Annotated in this window: 15 protein-coding genes; 6 read left to right on the top strand and 9 right to left on the bottom strand. The window is 54.7% G+C overall.

Annotated elements, in window-relative coordinates:
• Positions 1-12: 12 nt before the first annotated feature.
• The 3 genes from BM114_RS09185 to BM114_RS09175 all read left to right on the top strand — a co-directional run bounded on the left by BM114_RS09185 (position 13) and on the right by BM114_RS09175 (position 3284).
• Entirely contained in the window at positions 13-1437 is a 1425-nt protein-coding gene (locus tag BM114_RS09185) for an ATP-dependent DNA helicase (RefSeq protein WP_092112700.1), read from the top strand.
• An 80-nt stretch (positions 1438-1517) separates the two neighbouring features.
• On the top strand, positions 1518-2609 hold the full coding sequence (locus BM114_RS09180; RefSeq protein WP_177207085.1) for a metallophosphoesterase: 1092 nt from the start codon (positions 1518-1520) through the stop codon (positions 2607-2609).
• A 24-nt stretch (positions 2610-2633) separates the two neighbouring features.
• Entirely contained in the window at positions 2634-3284 is a 651-nt protein-coding gene (locus tag BM114_RS09175; protein ID WP_092112698.1) for a SprT-like domain-containing protein, read from the top strand.
• Between the two features lie 43 nt (positions 3285-3327).
• Here the strand turns inward: BM114_RS09175 and BM114_RS09170 are convergent, their stop codons facing one another.
• From BM114_RS09170 to alaS, 3 genes are all read right to left on the bottom strand, one after another.
• On the bottom strand, positions 3328-3735 hold the full coding sequence (locus BM114_RS09170; RefSeq protein WP_092112696.1) for an OsmC family protein: 408 nt from the start codon (positions 3733-3735) through the stop codon (positions 3328-3330).
• Between the two features lie 118 nt (positions 3736-3853).
• Entirely contained in the window at positions 3854-5653 is a 1800-nt protein-coding gene (locus tag BM114_RS09165) for an alpha-L-rhamnosidase-related protein (RefSeq protein WP_092112694.1), read from the bottom strand.
• 88 nt (positions 5654-5741) lie between these two features.
• Complete coding sequence (gene alaS, locus BM114_RS09160) at positions 5742-8402, bottom strand: alanine--tRNA ligase (RefSeq protein WP_092112692.1); 2661 nt, start codon at positions 8400-8402, stop codon at positions 5742-5744.
• A gap of 99 nt (positions 8403-8501) precedes the next feature.
• On the opposite strand from alaS, the gene BM114_RS09155 reads away from it, so the two are divergent.
• A complete protein-coding gene (locus tag BM114_RS09155) occupies positions 8502-8852 on the top strand; it encodes a MerR family transcriptional regulator (protein WP_092112690.1) in 351 nt (116 codons plus the stop codon).
• A gap of 238 nt (positions 8853-9090) precedes the next feature.
• Here BM114_RS09155 and BM114_RS09150 read toward each other — a convergent pair whose 3' ends face one another.
• Genes BM114_RS09150 through BM114_RS09130 form a run of 5 tightly spaced genes read right to left on the bottom strand, consistent with a single transcriptional unit; the run spans position 9091 to position 15108 of the window.
• On the bottom strand, positions 9091-11358 hold the full coding sequence (locus BM114_RS09150) for a RelA/SpoT family protein (protein ID WP_092112688.1): 2268 nt from the start codon (positions 11356-11358) through the stop codon (positions 9091-9093).
• A 25-nt stretch (positions 11359-11383) separates the two neighbouring features.
• Entirely contained in the window at positions 11384-12721 is a 1338-nt protein-coding gene (locus tag BM114_RS09145; protein WP_092112737.1) for a lytic transglycosylase domain-containing protein, read from the bottom strand.
• A gap of 10 nt (positions 12722-12731) precedes the next feature.
• Positions 12732-13379 carry a DUF5683 domain-containing protein gene (locus BM114_RS09140; protein WP_092112686.1) on the bottom strand — a complete coding sequence of 216 codons (648 nt, stop codon included), beginning with the start codon at positions 13377-13379 and terminating at the stop codon, positions 12732-12734.
• A gap of 51 nt (positions 13380-13430) precedes the next feature.
• Positions 13431-14339, bottom strand: coding sequence for a ParB/RepB/Spo0J family partition protein (locus BM114_RS09135; protein WP_092112683.1), 909 nt, complete (start codon positions 14337-14339; stop codon positions 13431-13433).
• A gap of 4 nt (positions 14340-14343) precedes the next feature.
• The gene (locus tag BM114_RS09130; protein ID WP_092112681.1) at positions 14344-15108 is read right to left on the bottom strand and encodes a ParA family protein; all 765 of its coding nucleotides are present in this window, start codon (positions 15106-15108) and stop codon (positions 14344-14346) included.
• A gap of 102 nt (positions 15109-15210) precedes the next feature.
• On the opposite strand from BM114_RS09130, the gene surE reads away from it, so the two are divergent.
• Both surE and lpxB read left to right on the top strand, forming a co-directional pair.
• Positions 15211-15993: a 5'/3'-nucleotidase SurE gene (gene surE, locus BM114_RS09125; protein WP_143089296.1), complete on the top strand. Its 783-nt coding sequence runs from the start codon at positions 15211-15213 to the stop codon at positions 15991-15993.
• A complete protein-coding gene (gene lpxB, locus BM114_RS09120) occupies positions 15990-17168 on the top strand; it encodes a lipid-A-disaccharide synthase (protein ID WP_092112679.1) in 1179 nt (392 codons plus the stop codon). Before surE ends, lpxB begins: the two co-directional genes overlap by 4 nt.
• A 451-nt stretch (positions 17169-17619) precedes the next feature.
• Here lpxB and BM114_RS09115 read toward each other — a convergent pair whose 3' ends face one another.
• A complete protein-coding gene (locus tag BM114_RS09115) occupies positions 17620-18573 on the bottom strand; it encodes a glycoside hydrolase family 5 protein (RefSeq protein WP_092112677.1) in 954 nt (317 codons plus the stop codon).
• Positions 18574-18577 lie beyond the last annotated feature (4 nt).

The following is an 18577-nucleotide window of genomic DNA, read 5'->3' as shown; positions in this document are numbered from 1 at the left end:
TATTGAATATCAATGATTATTGACGAATTAACTTGCCAAATCCGACAACAATTGGGTTTCCGTCCCACCGAAGACCAGGAAAAAGCACTTCAGGCATTTGCCTCCTTCCTCTTCGATGGCGATGCCCAGGCCTTGATGATACTGCGCGGTTCGGCGGGAACGGGCAAGACAAGCCTGGCGTCTGCCATCGTCAGGGCGATGGCCGGGCTGAAGCAGAAAGTCGTCTTGCTGGCTCCAACAGGGCGTGCGGCCAAGGTGTTTGCACTCAACAGCGGCCATCCCGCCTTTACGATACATCGCCGCATCTATCGGCAGAAGGTCTTTGCGGGCGATGGGGGCTTGTTCAACCTGAACGACAACCTGCATGCCGACACGCTCTTCGTGGTCGACGAGGCGTCGATGATTGCCAACGAGGGGCTCTCGGAAACCACTTTCGGGAGTGGCAGGTTGCTCGATGACCTGGTAAGATATGTCTATTCGGGTCGTAATTGCAGGATGATGCTCATCGGAGACAAGGCTCAGCTGCCCCCCGTAGGCGAGGAGGAGTCGCCGGCATTGAATGCTTCCGTGATGGCGGGCTACGGCATGAAGGTGTTCGAGTGCGACCTGACGGAAGTGCTCAGGCAGGAGGCGGAGAGTGGAATCCTCTACAACGCCACGCTCATTCGGCAGCTGATTACTCGTGGGGTGGCCACCGCCCTGCCAAGAATCAGGTTCTCGGGCTTTGCCGATATACAGATGCTGCCGGGAGGCGAGCTCATAGAATCCTTGAACTCCAGCTACTCCGAGGTGGGCATGGACGAGACGATGGTGGTTACGCGGAGCAACAAGCGTGCCAATATCTATAACCTCGGCATCCGTAACACGGTGCTCGACCGGGAGGAGGAACTGTCTACGGGCGATATGCTCATGGTCGTGAGGAACAACTATTATTGGTCGGAAAAGGAGAAATTGCCTATCTCTTTCATTGCCAACGGCGACCGCGTGCGGGTGCGGAGGGTCAGGAATGTGCATGAGTTGTATGGTTTTCACTTTGCGGATGTATGGTTGCAGATGCCGGACTACGACAATCTGGAGTTTAAGGCGACGGTGGTTATGGAGAGCCTGACCACCGAAGCCCCTGCCCTGACGCATGAACAGAGCGAGGAACTATATAATAAGGTGATGGAGGACTATGCCGATGTACCTCTGAAAGCCGACCGCATCAGGCAGATCAGGCACGACGACCACTTCAATGCGCTGCAAATCAAGTATGCCTATGCCGTTACCTGCCACAAGGCGCAGGGCGGACAGTGGGCGCACATCTATCTTGACCAGGGCTACATGACGGACGACATGCTGACCCCCGACTATATCCATTGGCTCTATACGGCCTTCACACGGGCTACGGAGAAGCTGTTTCTCGTGAACTGGCCTAAGGCGCAGACGGAGGAATAGGGAATGAAATCCGTAACTCTGGTAGAAGAACCAGAAATATATATCCTCTTTTTTCAGGAAAACTGCTTACCTTTGCACTCATGAGAATTTGGTTTCTTTTGTTCTTGGTGCTGCCGCTGATAGGGATAGCCTATACATTCTGGCATACATGGCAGGTTCTGCCGTGCTCGGCGCCGTGGAAGATTGCCGTCCTTGCAGTAATGGCCCTGTGTTTTTTCTGCTTCTTCGCGAACTTCGGGATATGGAGCCTCGACCGGATGCCAATGCCTGTTGCCACCGTTGCTTACAATGTGGGCAACTCCAGCATATTCCTTTTGCTCTATCTCGTCATGCTCTTCCTGCTCCTCGACCTTGGCAGATGGGTGCATGTAGTGCCACCAGACTTCCTGCACCACAGCCTTAAGGGGACGCTCTCGGTGCTGGTTCTCATGGTGGGATTGTTCACCTATGGCTATGTCCATTATCGGGATAAGGCGCGCCAGCCGCTGACTCTGACGACTTCGAAAAAACTCGAAAGGCCGTTGAAAATCGTCATGTTGTCTGACTTGCACTTAGGATACCATAATCAGATAGGTGAGCTTAACCGCTGGATAGACCTCATGAACCGGGAGAATCCGGACCTTATTCTCATCGGCGGCGACATCATCGACGGACATATGCGCCCCCTCATTGAGCAGAATATGGCACAGGCGTTCCGCAATTTGAAAGCTCCCGTGGTGGCCTGCCTTGGCAACCATGAGTACTATACGGGAGAATCTGCCGCCATGAAGTTCTATGAAGATGCCGGGATACACTTGCTCGTAGACTCCGCAATGACGCTGAAAGGCGTGAACATCATAGGTCGTGATGACCGCACGAATCCCGGTCGCAAGAGTCTGGAAGAACTTCTGGCTGGGGTTGACACGGCTCGCTATACCATCCTTCTCGACCATCAGCCCTATCATCTGGAACAGGCAGAGCAGAATGGGGTAGACTTCCAGCTGAGCGGGCATACCCATTACGGTCAGGTATGGCCGATTTCGTGGATTGAGGATGCCATCTATGAAGATGCCTACGGCCCCCTGCAGAAGGGGAAAACGCAGTATTTCGTTACGAGCGGAATCGGCATCTGGGGCGCTAAGTTCCGCATCGGCACCCGCTCGGAATATCTGGTGGCGGAATTGAAAAACTAAGATAACACGGGAGAAAGCCTTACGATGCAGATAACCTTGGAGTGGATGTCGCACTGGTTTGCGAAGTTTAATGCCGACTATTTCGGTGGTGGACTTCCACAGCCGCGGCTTGCCTTGTCGAAATCTAAGACCCGCCTCGGTTCCATGTCCTGCAAGAAGCGTGTCCGGCTCTTCCGGACGGAGTGTTGCGACTATACGATCCGCCTGTCAAACTATTATGACCAGACCGAGCGGCAGTATCAGAATGTCCTGTTGCACGAGATGATTCATTACTCCATCGCCTATACCCGGCTCAAGGATACATCGCCCCACGGCATCGTGTTCAGGGGCATGATGGAGAACCTGAACCGCAAATACGGATGGGAAATATCGGTAACGACTTCCATGAAAGCCACGCCGAGGGCGGGCGGGGTGCCTAAGAACAAGACCTATCTGGTATTGGCTTTGGAAACATGGGATGGCAAGAATTTCCTTTCCGTGGTCAACCCTCGCTTCGCAGGGCAGCTGGAGAGGCAGATTGTCCTCGTAAACAAGATAAAGGCGCACCATTGGCTGCGCACCAAAAGTTCCTATTTTTCTGACTTCCCGGCCGTGAGAAGTCTTCGTGCAAAACGAGTTTCAAGGGAAGTCTATGAGCGTTTTGCCAAAGACTTGCCCCTTGAAAGTACCCTATAAGCTAATCCCCGCACCTTGTTCAGGCAAGCGGGGATGCGGCTGTTTATAAATCGTACACGAAGGTGAAGTCCTTCTCCGTGGTCAGGGAGTTGCCCACGAAGCAGGCACGATGCGAGAAAGCCTCGAGCTTCTTGCGGAGCTTCTCGTCGTATTCGGCCTTCAGGTGGAAGGTGATGCTGATCTTGGTTACCACGAATTTGTTGAAGTCTTCCTCGTAATTCGTTACCTCGGCATAGCATCCCGTGAAGTCCAATCCGGACTTCTCGGCGTTAAGGCCGGTTACCGTGAGGGCACATGCGGCGAGCGCGGTGCACAACACCTCTACCGGGTTGCCGTGTTCGCCATATCCGCCGGCTGCCTTTCCTGCGTCGGTGGTTATCTTTTCGCCGGTTGCGTTATATACTGACTCTACGCGAGCCTTGCCTAAATACTTGGTTGTTACTACTGACATAATCTTTTGTTTTATGGTTTCGCTACAAAGATAGCTATTTCCCGAAAATCCTGCAAGCGTTAGCCGAAAAAAATCGAGGCTTCTCTGGCGTGGGGATTGACGCCTCCCTGACGGGGATTTAGTAGTCTGAAATCGTGCAATTCTTGCTGTTGCATACGATTTCCACGGCTTTTGGCTTTCTAATGGAGCTCTTGACGGAGCCGTCAGGCTGCTTCTCATGGATTGCGCTTACGATTCCAAAGGGAGTAGGGTAGCTTCCCTTTACCCATGTGAGGTCGCCCAGATGAGGCTCCACGCTTATCTTTCTGCAGCCTGCCTCTATGGTTCTGAACCCTAATACATGGCGGGAGAGCCATGCGGTTGGGCCGGAAGCCCAGCCGTGGCACAGGCTCAGGCGGAATCCGGGGTAGCAGTAGGCCCCGAAACTGCCGTGCGCATTCTTCTTGTCGGGGTCTCCCAACTCGTCGATTCGGTTGGTGTTTTCAGCCCATTTAAGGTCAAAGTCTTCCCAGAAGGTGGTTGCCCCGAGATCGAGCATGCCTCCCCAATACTCACGGATGACATCCAGGGCCTCCTGGTATCTGCCTGCCAGGGCTTCCGCCTCCAGCATATAGTAGCCGTAGAAGGTGGAAAAGCCCTTTGCGCCGTCTGCCTCAAGATATCTTTTGAAAACCTCCTTGGGATTCATCGTGCCGGCAATGGCTTCAAGAGCTGCCGCCTGCTTCAGCGATTTCGGTTTCCGGATGTTCTTGCGGAGACGGCTGATAATACTCTCGCAGACGCTTTTATGTCCGGCATCTCCAAATAGGTCGCAGAGTTTCCTGCCGTCCTTCATGGCCCAGATGAGTAGTGCCTGTACTCCGGTTTTCACGCCTTCCTTGTCGGGAGAAGAAGGCCAGTCGAGGAAGCTTGTCCCTTTCAAGACGCCTTTCTCATCAATGGATTTGTCGAACAAGTCAATCAGTCCGATGATGTAATCATGGTGCCTGTCAAGGAAACTGCGGTCTGCATTCTGCATCCACCATTCATATTGTATGATGAGATACCACATGGAGTAGGCGGGCATGTTGTTGAGCCAGCGGGGCAGGGGAAACTCCTGGCAGGCAAAGTCGAGCGAGCGGGGCACGACTTCGTTATTGCCAAAGACGCTCATGAGGGTCGAGACTTCGGGGTGCAGGTCTCCGACCCAGACCAGGCGGTCGCGCTTGATGCCGTCCCAGAGGAATTCCTGCATGTTGAGATGTACGGTATAGGCCCCCGTAAGCCAGATGCTGTCGAGTCGGGAGTCGCTCGACTGGAACGAGCCGAGATAGGGGATGTCGCGGAAGCGGAAGATGGCCGTGGCTTCTTTGATGGATATTTGTGCCTCGGGTTGCAGCAGGTCGATGCGCACGAAGCGGAATCCCGTGTTTCCGATTTCTATCTGCCCGTCTCTCGGAATCTCCAGGATGATGTCGCGTTTGGCGTGGTCGTCGTCAGAAAGGTTGGGCTTTTGCCACTTGTTATAGTCCGAGTTGTCGCATACGCTGTTGCATTCCTGCACCGATTCGCCGAATCTGATTCTTACTTTTGAGGGCTCTCTGCGGTTGCCGCTCCCCATCGTGAGGTGCAGTCCGCCGTGTATTTCCCTCCCGTAGTCGAGCAGAATCGAGGCGGTGTCCTGCCCCCGGGTTCGCATGAGGCACATGCCGGCCTTGCCCAGCTCGGGTTGCCCGTTGGTCATTTGCAATAGATTGTGCTCGTAACTGACATTCCGCTTCCACACGATGCGGGTCGGGAGCAGATAGGCTCGCTTCAGTTCGTCGGCACGGACTCTGTTCTCCTCGCCTTTGAAGGTGGGTGGGAGATCTGTCTGCGCCCATGTCAATGTCGATATGCAGGTGAGTATGATGGCTAAGACGGCTTTTTGATGTTTCATGATTTAGAAGTTTCTGCGGGACAAATATACGAAAAAAGTTGGTATTCTCTATACGGGAATGCCAACTTTTTGATTTTATAAGGCTTTGTTAAAGATGTGCCAACTCAATGACTTTGTCGACGGCGGCATTCAGTCCGTCGACATTTTTTCCGCCGGCCTGCGCATAGTGGGGCTGTCCGCCGCCGCCGCCCTGGATGAGTTTGGCTGCCTCGCGGATAATCTGGCCTGCGTTCAAGCCGTGTTCCTTCACCATGTCTTCGCTCAGCATGACGCTCAGCATGGGCTTGTCGTGCGACTTGGAGCCGACCACGCAGACAAGATTCTGCGGGATAGCCTCACGGATTTTGAAGACAAGGTCTTTCGCCTGGGCGGGCTCAAGGGGCATTACGGCCCTGACTACGGTTACTCCGTTGACAGTCTCGGCACGCTCTATGAGGGCGTTCTTGGCACGCTCCACGGCCTGTGCGACGAATTGCTCAAGTTCCTTGCGCATCTGGTCGTGCTCGTCGATATACTTGCGGACGACGCCTTCAAGGTCTTTCGCGTTGTTGAAGAGGGTCTTCAGGTTGCGCACGGTGTCCTCGAGCGCATATACGGCTTCCTCGCAAGTCTTGCCTGTCATGGCCTCTATGCGGCGTATGCCGGCAGCGACGGAGCTTTCGGAAACGATTTTGAACATTCCTATGCGCCCTGTCGATCTGACATGGATGCCGCCGCAGAATTCGCAGGACGGACCGAAGCGCACCACCCGCACTTTCTCGCCGTACTTCTCACCGAAGAGAGCGACGGCCCCAAGTGCCTTTGCCTCTTCTATCGGGGTGTCCCGATGCTCGTCAAGAGGGAGGTCCTGGCGGATCATGTCGTTTACCAGACGCTCTACCTGACGCAGTTCCTCGTCGGTAACCTTTTGGAAATGAGCGAAGTCGAAGCGTAGTGTGTCGGCACTCACATACGACCCCTTCTGTTCCACATGGTCGCCCAAGACTTGCTTCAGGGCATAGTCCAGCAGGTGGGTGGCCGTATGGTTGGCGGCCGAGGCGTCGCGTTTGTCGATGTCTACGCAGGCCATGAAGTCGGCTCTCGGCTCCTTGGGCAGTTCCTTGACGATGTGGATGCTCTGGTTGTTCTCGCGCTTCGTGTCGATAATCTCTATGGTTTCGTTCTCCGAAACGAGGACTCCGGTGTCGCCCACCTGTCCTCCCATCTCACCGTAGAATGGCGTATGGTCGAGCACCAGTTCATAGAAAGAGCTCTTCTTCTGGGTTACCTTGCGGTAGCGGAGGATGTGGCATTCGTATTCGGAATAGTCATATCCCACGAATTCCTGTTCTCCTTCCATGAGCACCTCCCAGTCGCCGTTTTCCACGACGGCTGCGTTGCGGGCACGCGCCTTCTGCTTCTCCATCTCCTCATTGAAGCCTGCCTCGTCGACGGTATAGCCGTTTTCGCGGCAGATGAGCTCCGTGAGGTCGAGCGGGAAGCCGTAGGTGTCGAAGAGGCGGAACGCGCTCGTGCCGTCGAGTTGCGTCTCGCCGTGAGCGCGCAGCTCGTCCATGTCGCCGTTAAGCAGCTGTATGCCTTTCTCCAGCGTGCGGAGGAAAGAGTCCTCCTCTTCCTTCATTACCCGGCCGATGAGTTCCTGCTGGGCGGAAAGCTCGGGGTAAGCCTTGCCCATTTCCTGTACCAAGACGGGCATGAGTTTATACATGAAGGCGTCTTTCTGGCCGAGGAATGTGTAGGCATAGCGCACCGCGCGGCGCAGGATTCGGCGGATGACATAGCCCGCCTTGGCGTTGCCGGGCAGCTGGCCGTCGGCAATGGAGAAGGCCACGGCACGCAGGTGGTCGGCCACCACGCGCATGGCGATGTCTATCTTCTCCTGCTCGTCGGCTCCTTCGCCGTTCTCGCCGGTGGGCGTGGTGAAGCCGTATTTCCTGCCCGAGAGGGCTTCTATCTGCTTGATGACGGGCTGGAAGATGTCGGTGTCATAGTTGGAGTGCTTGCCCTGAAGCATGCGCACCAGCCGTTCGAAGCCCATTCCCGTGTCGATGACATTCATGGAGAGGGGTTCGAGCGTGCCGTCCGATTTGCGGTTGAACTGCATGAAGACGATGTTCCAGATCTCGATGACCTGCGGATCGTCCTTGTTCACGAGTTCCCGGCCCGGCACCTTGGCCTTCTGCTCGTCGGTGCGGGAGTCGACATGGATTTCCGAGCAGGGGCCGCAGGGGCCCGTGTCGCCCATCTCCCAGAAGTTATCGTGCTTGTTGCCCTCAAGGATATGGTCGGCGGGCAAGTGCTTCGCCCAGTATCCGGCGGCCTCGTCGTCGCGGGCGATGCCTTCCTCGGGAGCCCCCTCGAATATCGTTACATAGAGGTCTTTGGGGTTGAGGTGGAGCACATCCACAAGGTATTCCCACGCATAGTCTATCGCGCCCTCCTTGAAGTAGTCGCCGAAGCTCCAGTTGCCGAGCATCTCGAACATGGTGTGATGGTAGGTGTCGTGGCCCACTTCCTCGAGGTCGTTGTGCTTTCCGCTCACCCTGAGGCATTTCTGCGAGTCGGTGCGGCGGCGTGGCTCGGGGTCCTTTGTTCCCAGGATGATGTCTTTCCATTGGTTCATGCCTGCGTTGGTGAACATCAGGGTGGGGTCGTCCTTGATTACCATGGGTGCCGACGGCACGATGGTGTGCCCTTTCGATTCGAAGAACTTCTTGTAGGAATCGCGTATTTCGTTAGCTGTCATCATATTTTTTGCTTATTTTCTCAATTCTTTTCAAAAACATTTGCAAAGATACCAAGTTTTCATTATTTTTGCAAATAAATGTATTAAAAAAGGTGCGAAAATATGGCTTTGAACACGAACAAACCTCTCAAAATCTACTATTCCATTCGTGAGGTCTCGCAGATGGTGGGCGTAAACGAGAGTACTCTCCGCTTTTGGGAGAAGGAAATACCTCAATTGAAGCCGAAGGTGCAGCCCGTTTCTCGTATCAGGCAATACACGCAGGAGGATATAGACCTCGTAAAGAGCATCTATAACCTCGTGAAGGTGAGGGGCTTCAAGCTGGCATCGGCCAGGAAGATGCTGGCTGCGAACCGCGATGGCATCGACCATACGAAGGAGGTGCTGGACACCATGATTTCCCTGCGCGACCAGCTGCAGGAGCTCAAGCAGCAGCTCGGAAAGCTGGTGTAGGCAGCACTTGCATGGACAGATAGCGGCTCTCCTCGGAACGGGGAGCCGCTATCTGTGTTGTAAGGGGTGGCGGGGTAGAATGCTGTTTGCCGCAAACTGGCTGACAAAATCGGCGAGATTGTCCGACAAAATCGCCGATTTTGCCCGATGAAATCGCCGAATTTGTCAAGTGGGAAGCGGCTGGCAGGTTTTCGGGGGAATGCCGCGGGCATCGGAAAAGGATGCTGGAGGTGGGTCGTCAGATAATCTGAATCACTTCCTGAATGCCCTCCACGGTCTTGAGATTGCCGATGACGAGCTTCACTTCTTCACGGTCGTGTACCCGGATTTCTATCGAACCGTCGAAGATTCCCTGGTCGGCACCGATGGTTACTCTATGGATGTTTACATTCATCTGCTCCGAGATGACCCTGGAGACATCGCGAATCATTCCCTTGCGGTCGATGCCCCGGATTTCAATGGTCGCGTCGAAGAAGAGCTGCTTGTGCATGTCCCATTTGGCGTCGAGGATTCTGTTGCCGAAGCTTGACTTGAGTTTGGAGGCCACGGGGCAGTTGCGCTTGTGGATTTCCACATGGTTCTGATTGTCAATATATCCCAGGATGTCGTCGCCCGGGATGGGGTGGCAGCAGCTGGGGAAGATGTACATTCCGATGCTTTCCTCGGTAATGCTGCACGGAACCTTCTTGTTGAAGTCTTTCCCCACGACGAGGAGTTCGTGCCTGATTTGCGGCTGTTGCTCCTTTTCCTTGTTGCGGCCGAGAAAGGGGACATATCTCCGCCATCCCTTCGAGTTCTCCTTATGGTTCTTCCCGTAGATTTCATCGAGGTCTTTCTCGCCCAGAAGGATGGTTCTCTCGCCGATTGCGAGGAAGAAATCGTCATGTTTCGGGAAGTCGTGGAAGTCGCACAGCCTGTCGAGGATGGAACTCGTCATTTCCAGTTCATTCTTCTTCAGCCATTCGCTGAAGATTTCCTCTCCTTTCTTCTGTATCTCCCGGTTGTTGCGGCGGAGGATGGCCTGAATCTTTCCCTTGGCCTTTGCCGTGGATACGAAGTGTATCCAGGAGGGCTGCACATGCTGCGACTTGGAGGTGAGGATTTCCACCTGGTCGCCGCTTTGCAACTTATGGCTCAGCGGCACGAGCTTGTGGTTGACCTTCGCGCCGATGCAATGGCTGCCGAGGAAGGTGTGAATCTCGAAGGCGAAGTCGAGTGCCGTGCAGCCGGCCGGCATCGTCTTGATGTCGCCCTTTGGCGTGAAGACGAATATTTCGGAGGCGAAGAGGTTGAGCTTGATGGCGTCGAGGAAGTCCATGGCGTCCGGTTGGGGGTCGTCGAGGATTTCCTTGATGGTGCGGAGCCAGTCGTTCAGTTCGCTTTCGTCTTCCTGTATGTCGGCCCCGTCCTTGTATTTCCAGTGGGCGGCAAATCCCTGCTCGGCTATCTCATTCATCCTGTCGGAGCGTATCTGCACTTCTATCCATCGGCCCTGGTTGCTCATCAGCGTTACATGGAGCGCCTGATATCCGTTGGCCTTGGGGTGGTTGATCCAGTCACGGAACCGGTCGGGGTGGGATTTGTATATCTTGCTCAGTGCCACATAGATGTTGAAGCACTCGCCTACCTCTTCCTCCCGGCTCTTGGGCGTATAGATAATCCTGACGGCGAGGATGTCGTAGATTTCCTCAAAGGTAACCCGCTTGGTCTGCATCTTGTTCCAAATGGAGTACGGACTCTTGACGCGGGCCTTGATTTCGTATTGGATCCCCATCCTGTCGAGGGCTTCCCGGATGGGCTGGGTGAAGTCCTTGAAGAGCTTGTCGCGCTGTTCCTTGGTGAAGTTCAGCTTGTTGGTGATGCTGGCATACTCCTCCGGATGCTCAAACTTGAAGCTCAGGTTCTCGAGTTCGGTCTTTATCTTGTTCAGCCCCAGGCGGTTTGCGAGCGGGGCGTAGATGTATAGGGTCTCGCCGGCAATCTTGTATTGTTTGTTGGCCGGCTGTGAGTCGAGCGTCCGCATGTTGTGCAGGCGGTCGCAGATCTTGATGAGGATGACGCGGATGTCATCGCTCATGGTGAGCAGGAGCTTCTTGAAATTCTCGGCCTGGGCCGATGCGTGTTCGCCGAAGATGCCGCCGCTGATCTTGGTCAGCCCGTCTACGATCTGGGCTATCTTCGGTCCGAAGATGTTCTGGATGTCCTCTATCGTATAGTCGGTGTCCTCCACCACATCGTGCAGCAGTGCCGAACAGATGCTGGTGGAGCCTAATCCCATTTCCTCACAGGCAATCTGCGCTACCGCGATGGGGTGCATGACATAGGGCTCGCCGGAAAGTCTGCGCACGCCTTGGTGCGCGTGTTTGGCGAAGTTGAACGCCTTGTTGATGATGTCGACCTTCTTCCTATGGCGGGAAGCCAGATAGGTTTCAACAAGGTGTTGATAGGCTTCGTCGATCAATTTGTTGTCGGCGTTCTCTTTCTCGGTCAGTTCCAGGTCATCCATTACTGTACTGTTATAATAAGGTATATTACTTCACTTTGATTTTCTTGCCGGCACGGATGTTGCTGCCCTTTATCTTGTTGAGCTTTCGGAGCTTGCTCACAGTGGTGTGGTTGCGCGCGGCAATTTCGGAAAGGGTATCTCCGCTCTTGATGGTGATGCTCTTCCCACGATGACTCTTCTTGTGTCTTCCCCTGCCATAGCGCCCTTTGCTTCGGCTTCTTCCTTTCTTGCTACTGTAGCTGTAGCGTGTGGGGGCATAGGTGGGAATGCTGTTGTTTACTTCCACTTCCGTGCGCTTGTTCAGCAAATCCTCGGCGTTGTAGGCGTAGATATTATCTTCGTTGTCAATAAACTGGTTGACCAGAGAGGAGGGAAGGCGGAGTGATGCCAGCTCGCTTTTCCCGTTTATGATGTTGCGACGATACCTCGGGTTGAGTTCCTTGAGCTGATTGATGTCTACATTCAGGAAGTGGGCTATCTGCTCGAAGTGCACATCACGGTCTACCATCACGGTATCCGTCTTCTCCGGAAGTATGGTCCGCATCGGGCAGATGTTGTGGTCGCAATAGTAATTCATGATGTAGTTGGCCGCGATGAACGCGGGCACATAGCCCCGGGTTTCTCTTGGGAGGTAGGGATAAATCTGCCAGTAGTCCTTTTTCCCTCCTGCCCGGTGGATGGCCTTGCTGATGTTCGTAGGACCGCAGTTATAGGCGGCAATCACGAGATTCCAGTCGCCGAAGATCTTGTAGAGGTCGCCCAGATAGCGGGCGGCCGCATAAGATGACTTTACGGGGTCTCTGCGGTCGTCGACGAGGGAGTTGATTTCGAGGCCGTAGTTCTTTGCGGTTTCGACCATGAACTGCCAGAGGCCGGTGGCGCCGACGCGGGAAACGGCTCTCGGATTGAGGGCCGACTCGATGACGGGCAGATATTTCAGCTCCAGCGGCAGGCCGTAAGTCTCCAAGGCCTGTTCAAAGATGGGCATGTAGAAGTTCTGTGCGCCGAGCATCAGGCTGACGGAACGGCGCAACTGCCCGCTGTATTTGTCGATAAACTTCTGCACAACCTCGTTGTAAGGCATCTCTATTACCGACGGGATCCTGCTCAAGCGCTCCTTGTAGACCTGCTTGTCATATACGGGATTGATGTCCGGAAGGTTGCAGCTGGTATCTGCCTTGAGATAAGTCTTCGAGTTATACAAATACATCAGGGAGTCGAACTCGCTGGTCATGCCTTCCGGAAGGTCGATGACTTCTTGCTTTCCTTCTTCGTTTGTTACGGTGATTTCATTGTTGTTCTGGGCTTGGATGGTTACAGAGCCCAGCATCATTGTGGCAATTGCTATATATATACTTTTCATTTTCATATCCTTAGAAATTCAGGCTGCACTGCAATCCTACCGCAGAAGATTTCATAGGATTGCGTGATTCGCCGTGGTTGATGACCGTGGGCTCCACCCTCAGGCTGAGGTCGCGCGAGATATCGAACTCCGAAAGGGAGGCGTCGACATAGGCGTCGATTACCGAGAGGGCGTAGACTCCTATCATCGCGAAGAGGCTGAGGTCGCGCCAGCGGCGATATCTGTCCTTTCGCTTCTTGAAGATTTCCTGATAGCGGGCCTTATTGCTGTCGTCGATGGTGTTGCCGAGATGCAGGAACTGGTTGTAGCTCTGCGTGCCGGCGTCGTCGTCCATGATGTCCATATAGGCCTGGGAATAGTCCTTGTACATCATGTTATTCCATCGCATGGCGTAGATGCAGCCGACGAAGCCACCGTAGACGATGGGCAGCTTCCAGTATTTTCGATTGTAAATCTGTCCCGCACCGGGAAGAACCAGCGAGAGCCAAAGTGCTCTCTTGGCATTCGGTCGCCATGTTGCCCAGTCGCGCCCATGCCTGGCGGGCAGGACGGAGTCGCCTTTCGTCAGCTGTATGGAATCCTTCTTGGTGAGGATTTCCTCAGCCTTTATTGCGCCCTCTGCTACTTGGGCCAATAGCGGGGATGGCATCAGCAGCATGCATGCGACGGCAATGAGCGACTTGATATGGTTCACTATGTTCACGATCAGTTATGCTTTAATCTTCCCCAGGATATCCATGATTCGGGTCAAGTCGTCTTCACCGGTGAAGGGAATCGTGATTTTGCCCTTTCCCTTGGCAGTGGCCGAGAGCTGGACTTTGGCGTTCAGGACCCCGGAGAGTTGCTTCTTGTAGTTCTCGTAAGTCTTGGAGAGCTGGGTCTTGGCGGTAATCTTGCGTTTTCCGCTTTCTATATCCTCCCCGTTCTTGAGGAGTCTTACCATGTCTTCAACCTTCCTCACGGAGTATACATTCTTTATAATCTCCTTGTAAAGCTTAATTTGAAGGGCGGGATTCTCAAGTGCGAGCAGCGCACGGGCATGTCCCATGTCGATTTCTTTCTTCTGGAGCGCCATCTGGATTTGTGCCGGGAGTTTCAGCAGCCGCAGATAGTTGGCGATGGCGGTGCGGCTTTTGCCCACGCGCTCACTCACCTTTTCCTGGGTCATGCCCGTTCCTTCCATCAGATGCTCATAGGCAAGGGCTATCTCGATGGCGTTCAGGTCTTCGCGCTGAATGTTCTCCACGAGAGCCATTTCCATGACATTCTCGTCGTCGATGGTGCGGATATAGGCCGGCAGGGAGTTCAGTCCGGCGAGCTGCGAGGCTCTCCAGCGTCGCTCCCCGGCAATGATCTGGAACCGGTTCGACGCTACCTGCCGAAGCGTGATGGGCTGTATGATGCCGATTTCCTTGATGCTTACGGCCAGCTCATGAAGTGCCTCCTCGTCGAATTCGTGGCGTGGCTGGTTGGGGTTGGCCTCTATCTGCGAGATGGGAATCTCGTTGATGGTAGAGGAGCCGCCGGTGGTAACGCTGTCCGTGGAAATCAGCGCGTCGAGTCCTCGCCCCAGGGCGTTGTTCTTCATGCTGGTGTTGTATTTCTTGTGTACCGCCATTTCCTTAGTTGTTCTTGTTCATGATTTCCTTGGCAAGTGCCATATAGTTCTTGGCGCCGGTGGAGTCTGCGTCATACAGGATGGCCGGCAGGCCGTGGCTCGGACTCTCGCTGAGCTTCACATTGCGCTGGATGATGGTCTTGAAGACCAGTTCCTGGAAGTGTCGCTTCACCTCGTCGTATATCTGGTTGGCGAGGCGGAGGCGGCTGTCGTACATCGTGAGCAGGAATCCTTCTATCTCGAGCTTCGGGTTCAGGCGGCTCTTGATGATCTTGATGGTATTGAGCAGCTTGCTGATGCCTTCCAGGGCGAAGTATTCGCACTGCACGGGGATGATGACGGAGTCGGCCGCCGTGAGCGCGTTTACGGTGATGAGCCCCAATGAAGGCGAGCAGTCGATGAGTATATAGTCATATTCGTCGCGGATGGGGTCGAGTACTCCTTTCAGAATCTTTTCCCGGTTGTCGAGGTTCAGCATCTCGATTTCCGCCCCGACGAGGTCGATGTGGCTCGGAATGATGTCCAGCCCTTCGATGTCAGTCGTATAGATGGAGTCGCGCACATCGGCGTGGCTGATGATACACTCATAGATGGAGCACTCCACCTGCGTGATGTCGACGCCCAAACCGCTGGATGCGTTGGCCTGGGGGTCGGCATCCACGATGAGCACCGACTTCTCCAGGGTGGCCAGAGAAGCGGCAAGGTTAATCGAGGTGGTAGTCTTTCCCACGCCGCCTTTCTGGTTTGCGATTGCAATTATTTTACCCATTTCAGCCTCTTTTTATATTAAGTTTTGATTGCAAAGATACATATTTTACGGGAGAAAGTCGTAAGATTAACCTTTTTTTCGTACTTTTGCGAGGAAAATAGAATGAATATTATGGATATTGAAAGACCGTTAATACTTATTTCCAACGACGACGGCTACCACTCGGTGGGTATCCGGGCCCTCGTGAACATGGTGAAGGACTTTGCCGATGTGCTCGTCTGTGCGCCAGAGTCGGCGCGCTCGGGCTATTCCTGCGCCTTCTCGACCGTGCCCCCCCTCCGCCTGAAGCGTCGGCATAACATGGGAGAGGGCATAGAGGTGTGGTCCTGCAACGGTACCCCGGTCGATTGCGTGAAGCTCGCGATAGACCAGTTCTGCCAGGAGCGGAAGCCCGATCTCATCCTCGGCGGCATCAACCACGGCGACAACTCCACGGTGAACGCCCACTATTCGGGCACCATGGGTGTGGCGATGGAAGGCTGCATGAAGTATATCCCGTCGATAGCGTTCTCGAATTGCAACTACGACGAGACGGCCGATCAGGGCAACCTCACCTCCTATGTGCGGCAGATTGTGAAGCGCGTATTGGCAGAAGGGCTGCCGAAAGGCGTCTGCCTGAATGTCAATTTCCCGAACTGCGAAGCCTTCAAGGGCGTCAGGGTGTGCCGCATGGCCTATGGACGCTGGGTGGAGGAAATCGTGAAGGAGCATCATCCGCGCGGCTACGACTACTTCTGGGTGGTGGGCCGATATGAGAGCGACGAGCCCGATGCCGAAGACAGCGACCAGTGGGCCGTCAGCCACGGGTATGTGGCCATTACGCCGACTACCATGGATGTAACGGCCTATGAGGCGATGGAGCGAATCAAGGGGTGGCAGTTATGAAATACTATCTCATCGTGGGCGAGGCAAGCGGCGACCTCCATGCAAGCCGCCTGATGGCCTCCCTGAAGAAAATTGACAGCGAGGCCGACTTCCGCTTCTTGGGAGGCGACCTCATGAGTACCGTCGGCGGCACCCGTGTGAGGCACTATAAGGAGTTGGCCTACATGGGCTTCGTGCCCGTGCTTCTCCACCTGCGCACCATCTTCCGAAACATGGCGATGTGCAAGAAGGACATCGTGGCCTGGAATCCCGATGTGGTAATACTCGTAGACTATCCGGGCTTTAACCTGAAGATAGCCAAGTTTCTCCGCCGGAAGACCCGCATTCCGGTCTATTACTACATCTCTCCGAAGATATGGGCATGGAAGGAATGGCGCATCAAGAGCATCAAGCGGGATGTCGACGAGATGTTCTCCATCCTGCCGTTTGAGGTTCCCTTTTATGAAGGGAAACATCATTACAAAATCCATTATGTGGGAAACCCGACGGTGGAGGAGGTGCGCGGTTTCCTCGACGGCTATCATGAGAGCCGGGAGGAGTTCTGCCGGCGCCACCATCTGGATGCCTCGAAGCCCATCATCGCCCTGCTGGCCGGGAGTCGGAAACAGGAAGTCAAGGACAACCTGCCCGCCATGACCTTCGCTGCCGGAGCCTTCCCCGACTATCAGCAGGTGCTGGCTTGCGCGCCATCCGTCGACGATGAGTTTTACGACAGGTTCCTGGCCAACGCCAGTAGGTGCTGCGATTTAGTGCTTCCGAGGGTGAAAAACGAGACCTACGCTTTGCTCCGCCATGCCACGGCGGCCCTCGTAACGAGCGGAACGGCCACGCTCGAGACGGCTCTCTTCGGCGTTCCGCAGGTGGTTTGCTATGAAACGCCCGTGCCGAAGCTGATTCGATTCGCCTTCAACCATATCATCCAGTGCCGGTATATCAGCCTTGTGAACCTCATAGCCGACCGCGAAATCGTGCCGGAGCTGATGGCCGACCGCTTCTCGGTGGACAATATCAGGACGGAGCTCGGCAAGCTGCTTCCCGGAAGTACGGCCCGCGAGGAGATGCTCAAGGCCTATGGCGAGGTTCGCGGCCGTCTCGGCGACACCGTAGCACCGGATAATGCGGCGCGGATAATGGTCGGCCTGCTCAGGAAAGACAGCAGGCAGAGCCCCTGTTAGCCGCAGCCGGCAGACAGGCTCGTGGCAGGAGAGATGGCGGCCGGCCGTTATCAGTTTGACAAAATCGGCGAAATCATGGGACAAAATCGGCGATTTTGTGGTATAATCTCGGCGATTTTGTCAGGCAGGAGGCGGCCTTTTGGATTGCGGGCAGGGCTTACTTGTTTTATTGACCTTTATCAATAAAATCACGATATATGATATAAATCATCGGAAAACCTTGTGCGGGTGCACGGGGCGGAGTACCTTTGCGCCGGATTTAAACGAGAATATATCAATTAAAAGGTTTAGAGATGGGAACATTTGCATTGGTTCTGGGTATTGCCGCAGTTTTGGTCTGCAAGACCCTGGAGGTTAAGGATATGAGCAACAAGTAAGGCTTGCTGCTGCACGACCTGAAGAATGAGGCCCGTACTTTTCATGATGAATCGTACGGGCCTCATGCGTTTTCCTATCGGTTGTATTTCTTCAGGGCTGCTTTCGCCATCTTGCCCCAGGGCTTGATGACCTCATCGGGCCAATGCCCCTCGCTCTTTGCCGTGGGAAGCAGCATGGAGCAGGTCTCATTCTTGTCGCTGACCGACCAGAGCACCCAGCTCAGCTTGAGGCGCTCCAGCGTGTCTACCCATCGCTGGAACTCGCCCGCGTCGATGGGGCCGTCGCCTGACGCCTCCATTCCCGCACACTCGCTGACGAAGACGGGCACGCCGGCCTTGACGGCATTCTCCATGCGGTCGCGGAGCTCCTGCTTATGAGTGGCGGCATAGAAGTGGACGGTATACATGATGTTGCTGAATCCCTTGAGCGGGCTTGCCGCCACCTTGTCGATGTCCTGGTCCCAGTGAGGGCATCCCACGAGGATGATGTTGTCGGGGTCATGCTGCCGGATGGCCTTGATAACCTCGCCGGCATAGGTCTTCAGAGTTTCCCACGAGTCCTCTACGGGCTCGTTGAAAATCTCATAGATCACATTAGGCTTGTCGCCATACTTCCTTGCCATCATGCTGAAGAACCTCACGGCCTCGGCAGTCTGTATCTTGTGGGAGTGCCAGTCGATGATGACATAGACCCCGTTGGCCACGGCTCCGTCGACGATATTCTCTACACAGCGGATGGCTTGGTCGGGATTGTCTACATAGTTGTTGTCGAAAATGGTGCCCATTGCGGCTCTTACGACCGTTGCCTTCCAGTCGCTGGACAGCCATCCTACGATGGGCTTGTTGTAGAAGCGTGGCCAGAAGTTGTGCCAGCCGAGGCTGACGCCCCTGAGTGAGACGGGATTTCCGTTGTGATCGCACAGCTGCGTGCCGGCCACTTGCAGCTGTCCCCATCGCTGGACGGGGGTGGCGGCATAGCTGGCAGCCGTGAACAGGACTGCTATGAAAAACACATGGATTCTTTTCATAAGG

Origin of the sequence: Prevotella sp. KH2C16, from assembly GCF_900113305.1 — a bacterium.
Taxonomy (GTDB): domain Bacteria; phylum Bacteroidota; class Bacteroidia; order Bacteroidales; family Bacteroidaceae; genus Prevotella.
Note: the sequence above shows the minus strand (reverse complement) of the source record. Positions and strands in the feature narration are given on the sequence as shown.